Below are 7,789 nucleotides of genomic sequence, written 5' to 3' on the forward strand. Positions count from 1 at the left end.
CACGCCCACGGGCACGGCCACGGGCACGGCCACGGCCACGGGCCCCGGCGGACGGCGCGCCTCGCGGCCCCTCAGTGGAAGAAGTGCCGGACGCCGGTGAAGTAGAGGGTGATGCCGGCCTTCTCCGCCGCGGCGATCACCTTGTCGTCGTTGACGGACCCGCCCGGCTCGACGATCGCGCGGACGCCCGCCTCGGCCAGCACCTCCAGGCCGTCCGGGAACGGGAAGAACGCGTCGGACGCGCCCACCGACGCCGCGGCCCGCTCCTGCCCGGCCCGCGCGACGGCGAGCTTGGCGGAGTCGACCCGGTTGACCTGGCCCATGCCGACGCCGACGGTGGCGCCGTCCGCGGCCAGCAGGATCGCGTTGGACTTCACCGAGCGGATCGCCCGCCACGCGAACGCCAGGTCGCGCAGCGTCGCCTCGTCCGCGGCGGCACCGGTCTTGAGCTCCCAGGAGGACGGGTCGTCGCCGGGGGCGTCCACGCGGTCCACGTCCTGCAGCAGCACGCCGCCGTCGACGCGCCGGTACTCGACGCCGCCCGCCGGGGCGTCCGGGCAGACCAGCAGGCGGATGTTCTTGAAGCGGTCCTTCAGGACGGTCACGGCCTCGTCCTCGAAGGACGGGGCGACCAGCACCTCGGCGAAGCTCTCGGTGACCTGGCGGGCCATCGCGGCGGTGACCGGCCGGTTCGCCGCGATCACGCCGCCGTACGCCGACACCGGGTCGCAGGCGTGCGCCCTGCGGTGCGCCTCGGCGATGTCCGCGCCGACCGCGATGCCGCACGGGTTGGCGTGCTTGATGATCGCGACGCACGGCTCGGTGAAGTCGTAGGCGGCGCGGCGCGCGGCGTCGGTGTCGACGTAGTTGTTGTAGGACATCTCCTTGCCGTAGAGCTGCTCGGCCCCGGCCAGGCCGCTCTCGCCCGGCGAGCGGTACAGGGCGGCCCGCTGGTGCGGGTTCTCGCCGTACCGCAGGGTGTTCGAGCGCTCCCAGGTGGCGCCGAGGAAGTCGGGCCACCGCGTCTCGGCGGCGGTCTCGTCGGGCGCGTAGTCGCCGGCGAACCAGGACGCGACGGCCACGTCGTAGGACGCGGTGTGCGCGAACGCCCGCGCGGCGAGGCGGCGGCGCTCGTCCAGGGTGAAACCGCCGGCGTTCACGGCGTCCAGGACCGTCCCGTAGGCGGACGGGTCCACCACGACGGAGACGCTCGCGTGGTTCTTCGCGGCGGCGCGGACCATCGTGGGCCCGCCGATGTCGATCTGCTCGACGCACTCGTCCGGCGTCGCGCCCGAGGCCACCGTGTCGGCGAACGGGTACAGGTTCGCGACCACGAGGTCGAACGGCTCGACGGCCAGGTCGTCGAGCTGCTGGAGGTGGTCCTCCTTGCGCCGGTCGGCGAGCAGGCCCGCGTGCACCTTCGGGTGCAGGGTCTTGACCCGTCCGTCCAGGCACTCGGGGAACCCGGTGAGCTTCTCCACCCTCATCACCGGGACGCCGGCGGCGGAGATCCGGCCCGCCGTCGACCCGGTCGAGACGATCTCCACTCCCGCCTCGTGCAGGCCGCGGGCCAGCTCCTCCAGCCCGGACTTGTCGTACACGCTGATCAGCGCGCGCTTAATCGCCACCCGACTCACCGGTCGAGCTCCCCTCTTGATCGGACGAACCCCTGCCAGACGAACCGCTGTCGGACGGACCCGGGGCGGAGGTCTCGCCGCCGGGCGAGTCCGCGCAGGTCCGGCACTTCATCGAGACCCGTCTGCCGCGCACGGTCCACCCGTCGCGGGCCAGCCGTCCGACGACGTCGACCAGGAGCCGGCGCTCCACCTGCTTGATCCGCTCGTGCAGGGAGTCTTCGTCGTCATGCCAGCCCACGGGGACGGTCTCCTGGGCGATGACGGGTCCGGTGTCCACGCCTTCGTCGACGAAGTGAACCGTACAGCCCGTGACCTTCACTCCGTACGCCAGGGCGTCCCGTACGGCGTGCGCGCCGGGGAAGGACGGCAGCAGCGCGGGGTGGGTGTTGACCGTCCGGCCGCCGAAGCGCCCCAGGAACCGCGGGCCGAGGATCTTCATGAAGCCGGCGGACACCACGAGGTCGGGCTCGTGCTCGGCGACCGTCTCGGCGAGCGCCGCGTCCCAGTCGTCCCGGGACGGAAAATCCGGTATGCAGAGGGTGAAAGTCGGCAATCCCGCCCGTTCGGCGCGTTCGGTTCCGCCGATATCGGGGCGGTCCGCCCCCACGGCCACCACTTCCGCCCCGTAGGCTGGATCCGCGCACGCGTCGAGCAGCGCTTGTAGGTTGGTCCCCGCGCCGGAGACGAGGACGACGAGCCGGGCGGACACCTTTTCTCCCCGGTGGACGTTGCTGGGACGACACGAAGCCTATCGGGCGACCTCGGCGCGGCCTCACCCCAGACCGCCCGAACCGGAAGCCCGCCCGAACCAGAGCCCGCCCGAACCCAGACCCGTACGAACGCAGACCCGTACGAACGCAGACCCGTACGAACGCAGACCGTACGCACACCCCGCATGGAACCGAGATGCGCACGCCCCAGGAGGAGAAGAACGTGAGCGACCAGCCGGACCGTCCGGCCCAGCCCGAAGACCGCCCCGACGGGCGGCCGGCGGGAGAGCCGCCCGCGGGACCGCGCCAGGGCGGGCGAGGCACCGGCTGGCGGGCCCTGTGGCTCGGCGGCATCGCCCTGCTGACCGCGTTCTTCTTCTACCCGCTCGGCCTGGTGCTCGGCATCGCCGCGCTCGTCGTCGGCGTCAAGGCCCGCCGCAGCGCCCGCCGCACGCACGACGCCGCACCCGGCGCCGTCCCCGGCATCGTGCTCGGGACGATCGGGCTGGTGTTCTCGCTGCTGTCGGTCTCCCTGACGGCGTTCCTGTGGACGGAGCTGAGCGGCTACCAGAGCTGCGTCAGCGCGTCCAACACCACCACCGACAAGCAGGCGTGCCGCGCCGAGTACTACCCGAAGATCGAGAAGAAGCTCGACCTGCCCGCCGGCAGCATGGACAAGTACGGCGACCTGCTCTGACCCACCGGCTCCGCCCCGCCGCGGGTCGGGGCGGGGCGGTCTAGGCGTCCTGGTCGGGGTCGTCCCGGAGGACGTAGATGGCGCCGCCCCGGTTCTCGGTGCGTCCCGAGTCCTCGCGGGGCGGCGGGACGGGGCGCCGCTCCTCCGCGGGCTCCCCCTCGCCGGGCTCGTGGTGCACGCCGAGATCTCGGTGCCCGCCGGGCTCCTCGGGCTCCAGGTGCCCCTCGACGACGATCGTGCCGTCGCTCGGCGGCTGGGGCTCGTCCTCGGCGAGATCGGGCGCCGGGTCCGTCCGGCGGCGGGGCCGCCGGGGCGCGAGGACGGGCTCGGCCTCCTCGAACTCCAGCGGGTCAGGGGCGTGCGGGGCCTTCGGCGCCGGCTCGGGCGGGCCCTCGGGGCGCAGGTCGTAATCCCCGGGGACGGGCGCCGACAACGGCACGGCGGGCTCCGGGACGGTCCGCACCGGCTTCTTCGGCTTGCCGGGCTTCTTCGCCGCCTTCTTGGAGGGGGCCTTCGCGGCAGAGGCCTTCTTGGCCGCCCGCTTCTTGGACGGGGCGCGCGCCGGACGCCGCAGCACCATCCAGTTCGCCACCCACGCCGCGATCGCCGCCGAGATCCCCACCTCCAGGGCCGCCAGCAGCCCCACCTGCCACGCCGACGGACCCACGGTCGCCATCCGTCCGCCGCCCAGCGGCCCTCCCGCCAGCGCGCTCAGCAGCGCCGCGACGGCCCCGGTCAGGGCGCCGGACACGAAGCCCCACAGCGGCGCGCCCTCCGACACCGGGCTCGGCAGGGACCGGATCGTCAGGACGCCGCCCACCGCGCCGGCGACGAAGGGCGCGGCCAGCGCCAGCAGTGAGATCGCGGGGGCCGGGCCCGGCTGGGGAAGGGCCGCGAGCGGCGGGAACGCGGGCACGGCGTTCAGGAACACCCCGGTCGGGGAGACGCTCGTCCCGGCGCCGACGGAGAAGCCCGGCCCGACCGCGTACGCCATGCCCCAGATCGCCGCGTTCGGCAGGAAAGCCAGCTCGACCAGCAGCAGGAGGACGCCGCCGACGGCGCCGGGGGCGAGCATGTCGTAGAGGTCGCCGGCGTCCGACAGGTGCGCGGCGAGGGACCCGCCGACGAGCAGCGCGCCGGACGCGAGCAGCACGCTCAGCGACCCCGCCACACCGATCACCAGGGAGCGCGGCCGCTCGGGCAGCAGCCGCAGCAGCGCGCCCAGCCCGGACCGGACCCGCCGCCCGCGGGCCTCCGCCGCCACGACCGCCCGCGCCGCCCCGAGCCCGCCCGCGACGGCGGCGACGAGGAAGCAGCCGACGAGCGCCTGCCACGCCGACGGCCGCACCTCCTCGGACGACGCCGCGAGCGCGAGCAGCCCGGCCAGCGCCGCGTACGGGGCGGCCAGCGCGACGCTCACGTGCAGGACCGCGGTGCGCTGCCGGTGCGGCAGCCCGGCCACCCGGATCATCCACCCGCCGCCCCGGTACAGCAGGACCCCGGGCAGGACGAGCACGCCGAGCGGAAGGAGCCCGAACCGCCCCTGCCCGTAGGAGAAGCCCGCGTGGTGCGAGACCAGCCAGAAGTTCACGGCCGTGCGGAACACCCCGGCCAGGCCGTGGCCGAGCGCGGTCTTCGGCGCGGCGATCCAGCCGATCAGCGTGATCGTGGTGAGCACCGCGAGCCCGATGCCGATGCACCACAGCGCCGCGACGAGCCCCGTCACGTACAGCGGCCTCGCGGGGACGGCCGGCGGGCGCCCGCGACCGGAGTCCGCGCCCGGCGGCGCGTCGGCCCGGCCCGCCTCGCCCGGCGGCGGCGCGGCCTTCGGCGTGCCCGTCGCTCCCGCCCCCCTCGCCCCTGCGCCCTTCGACGGCGCGCTCTTCGGCGGCGCCGCTTTGGTCGGTGCCGCCTTGGTCGGTGCCGCCTTCGACGGCTGCCGCTTCGCGCGCTGCCCGGGGGTCTTGTCGCTCACCGGTCCATGCTGGCACCGCGCCCGCCCCCGCAAGGCCCGCCCGCCCGGCGTGTCGCCTTTGCGATCACGCCCGGCCGGGCGCCGCCACCCCGCCCGGCCGGGCGATGCCACCGCGCCCCGCCGCGGCGGCCGGGACGCGAAAGACGCCCGGGCCGACGGGCGGCTCGGGCGTCTTTCGGGTGGTCCGGGGGGATCAGCGGTTCTGCATGATCTCCCGCATGAGGACGGCGGTCTCGCTCGGGGTCTTGCCGACCCGGACGCCGACCTTCTCCAGGGCCTCCTTCTTCGCCTGCGCGGTGCCGGCGGAGCCGGACACGATGGCGCCGGCGTGGCCCATGGTCTTGCCCTCGGGGGCGGTGAACCCGGCGACGTAGCCGACGACCGGCTTGGTCACGTGCTGCTCGATGTAGGCGGCGGCGCGCTCCTCGGCGTCGCCCCCGATCTCACCGATCATCACGATGGCGTCGGTCTCCGGGTCGTCCTGGAACGCCTGGAGCGCGTCGATGTGGGTCGTCCCGATGACGGGGTCGCCGCCGATGCCGACGCAGGTGGAGAAGCCGATGTCGCGCAGCTCGTACATCATCTGGTAGGTCAGCGTGCCCGACTTGGACACCAGGCCGATGCGGCCGGGCGTCGTGATGTCGGCCGGGATGATGCCCGCGTTCGACTTGCCGGGGGACGCGATGCCGGGGCAGTTCGGCCCGATGATGCGGGTCTTGTTGCCCTTGGACTCCGCGTACGCCCAGAAGTAGGCGGTGTCGTGCACCGGGATGCCCTCGGTGATGACGACGCAGAGCGGGATCTCGGCGTCGATCGCCTCGACCACGGCGTCCTTGGTGAACTTCGGCGGGACGAACACGACGGAGACGTCCGCGCCGGTCTCCTGCATGGCCTCCCTGACGGTGCCGAACACCGGGAGGGTCGTGCCGTCGAAGTCGACCGTCTGCCCGGCCTTGCGGGCGTTCACGCCGCCGACGACCTGGGCGCCGGAGGCGAGCATCCGGCGGCCGTGCTTGGTGCCCTCGGAGCCCGTGATGCCCTGGACGATGATCTTGCTGTTCTCGGTGAGCCAGATGGCCATTGTCATGCACCTGCCGCTGCGAGTTCGGCGGCGCGCCTGGCCGCGTCGTCCATGGTGTCGACCTGCTGGACGCCGGGAAGCGCCGCGTCGTTGAGGATCCTGCGCCCGAGCTCGGCGTTGTTGCCGTCCAGCCGGACGACGAGCGGGCGGTTGACGGTCTCGCCGCGGTCGGCCAGCAGCTTGTAGGCCGACACGATGCCGTTGGCGACGGCGTCGCAGGCGGTGATGCCGCCGAAGACGTTGACGAAGACGGACTTGACGTCGGCGTCGGACAGGACGATCTCCAGCCCGTTCGCCATCACCTCGGCGGACGCGCCGCCGCCGATGTCGAGGAAGTTCGCGGGCTTCTGGCCGTTGAACTGCTCGCCGGCGTAGGCGACCACGTCGAGCGTGGACATGACGAGCCCGGCGCCGTTGCCGATGATGCCGACGCTGCCGTCCAGCTTGACGTAGTTGAGGTCCTTGGCCTTCGCCGCCGCCTCCAGGGGGTCGGCCGCGGCCTTGTCCTCGAGCTTCTCGTGGTCGTCCTGGCGGAACGAGGCGTTGTCGTCCAGGGAGACCTTGCCGTCGAGGGCCTTCACCTGGCCGTCGGCGGTGAGGATCATCGGGTTCACCTCGACGAGGGTGGCGTCCTCGTCGGTGAACACGGCCCACAGCCGCTCGATCAGCTCGGCGGCGCCGTCGAGGGCCTCCTGCGGGAGGCGGCCCTTCTCGGCGATCTCGCGGGCCCGGGCGCGGTCGACGCCCTCCAGCGGCGAGACCGGCACCATCGCCAGCCGGTCGTGCGGCACCTCCTCGATCTCCACGCCGCCCTCGACGGAGCAGATGGACAGGAAGGTGCGGTTGGCGCGGTCGAGCAGGAAGGAGAAGTAGTACTCCTGCGCGATCGCGCTGCCCTCCTCGACGAGGACCTTGTGGACCGTGTGGCCCTTGATGTCCATGCCGAGGATCTGGGTGGCGAGCTGCTCGGCCTCGTCGGCGGAGTCGGCCAGCTTCACGCCCCCGGCCTTGCCGCGGCCGCCGGTCTTCACCTGGGCCTTGACGACGACTTTCGAGCTTCCCGCGGCGAACAGCTCCGCCGCGATGGCCCGGGCTTCCTGGGGAGTATGGGCGACCTTGCCGGTGGGCACCGGTACCCCGTACTCGGCGAAGAGTTCCTTCGCCTGATGTTCGAACAGGTCCACGAGGGCGTCCTTTTACGGATCGACAGCCGAATGTGCGACCACACGAGTGGGCGTTACACGGGTGTCCGTGCGGCCGGCACTCTGCGGTCCGCTCCGTCGATGCAGCCTAGTCAACCCGCCTCGGTGGTGACGCCGCCGGGTCCACAAGTAACGCGGACTTCTCTTGTACGGGAGCGCCCCGGGCGGTAGGTGTGCTCATCCTCAGGGGAGGGCACGAGTGGCTCGTGAGGAGGATGAACCGATTGACGTAGTTTGATGTACTAATTCGGCGAGACGGCCAGGCGGACAGGGGGCGAACGCATGGCGATGGCGGAGAGACGGAACAGGTCCGTCGTGGAACCCGTCCCCGTCGCGTCCGTCATCTCCGTCCCGCCGCCCGCGGGCGGGCCGGTCACGCCGCGCCGGCGGGATGTCGTTGAAGATCTTGCCGAGGTAGCCGCGGCCGCCGTCGGGCAGCAGCACCACGATCACCGCGTCCGGATCGGCGCGCTCGGCCACGCGCAGC

7 protein-coding genes are annotated in these 7,789 nt (G+C 73.2%); 2 read left to right on the forward strand and 5 right to left on the reverse strand.

Features of this window, described 5'->3' with window-relative positions; translation table 11 throughout:
* Window positions 1–71 precede the first annotated feature (71 nt).
* Window positions 72–1,637 (reverse strand): bifunctional phosphoribosylaminoimidazolecarboxamide formyltransferase/IMP cyclohydrolase, encoded by a 1,566-nt coding sequence (gene purH / locus ABWI04_RS40730; RefSeq protein ID WP_353835748.1) that lies wholly within the window; start codon window positions 1,635–1,637, stop codon window positions 72–74.
* Window positions 1,618–2,346 carry a phosphoribosylglycinamide formyltransferase gene (purN, locus tag ABWI04_RS40735; protein WP_353835749.1) on the reverse strand — a complete coding sequence of 243 codons (729 nt, stop codon included), beginning with the start codon at window positions 2,344–2,346 and terminating at the stop codon, window positions 1,618–1,620. Before purN ends, purH begins: the two co-directional genes overlap by 20 nt.
* A 197-nt stretch (window positions 2,347–2,543) precedes the next feature.
* On the opposite strand from purN, the gene ABWI04_RS40740 reads away from it, so the two are divergent.
* On the forward strand, window positions 2,544–3,044 hold the full coding sequence (locus ABWI04_RS40740) for a DUF4190 domain-containing protein (protein ID WP_345176665.1): 501 nt from the start codon (window positions 2,544–2,546) through the stop codon (window positions 3,042–3,044).
* 40 nt (window positions 3,045–3,084) lie between these two features.
* On the opposite strand, the gene ABWI04_RS40745 is transcribed toward ABWI04_RS40740, so the two are convergent.
* The 3 genes from ABWI04_RS40745 to sucC all read right to left on the reverse strand — a co-directional run bounded on the left by ABWI04_RS40745 (window position 3,085) and on the right by sucC (window position 7,284).
* Window positions 3,085–5,019 (reverse strand): cell division protein PerM, encoded by a 1,935-nt coding sequence (locus tag ABWI04_RS40745; protein ID WP_353835750.1) that lies wholly within the window; start codon window positions 5,017–5,019, stop codon window positions 3,085–3,087.
* 193 nt (window positions 5,020–5,212) lie between these two features.
* Complete coding sequence (gene sucD / locus ABWI04_RS40750) at window positions 5,213–6,100, reverse strand: succinate--CoA ligase subunit alpha (RefSeq protein WP_353835751.1); 888 nt, start codon at window positions 6,098–6,100, stop codon at window positions 5,213–5,215.
* A gap of 2 nt (window positions 6,101–6,102) precedes the next feature.
* Window positions 6,103–7,284 carry an ADP-forming succinate--CoA ligase subunit beta gene (gene sucC / locus ABWI04_RS40755; RefSeq protein WP_353835752.1) on the reverse strand — a complete coding sequence of 394 codons (1,182 nt, stop codon included), beginning with the start codon at window positions 7,282–7,284 and terminating at the stop codon, window positions 6,103–6,105.
* A 306-nt stretch (window positions 7,285–7,590) separates the two neighbouring features.
* Here sucC and ABWI04_RS40760 point away from each other — a divergent pair.
* The coding region (locus tag ABWI04_RS40760; protein ID WP_353835753.1) for a hypothetical protein at window positions 7,591–7,789 on the forward strand (199 nt) is incomplete at its 3' end.

This window comes from Actinomadura sp. NPDC000929 (assembly GCF_040492065.1).
Taxonomy (GTDB): Bacteria; Actinomycetota; Actinomycetes; order Streptosporangiales; family Streptosporangiaceae; genus Spirillospora; species Spirillospora verrucosospora.

Bases quoted from the DNA above. Each gene is read 5' to 3' on its own strand.
- sucD (WP_353835751.1), bottom strand. From the start codon at position 6,100: ATGGCCATCTGGCTCACCGAGAACAGCAAGATCATCGTCCAGGGCATC.
- ABWI04_RS40740 (WP_345176665.1), top strand. From the start codon at position 2,544: ATGCGCACGCCCCAGGAGGAGAAGAACGTGAGCGACCAGCCGGACCGT.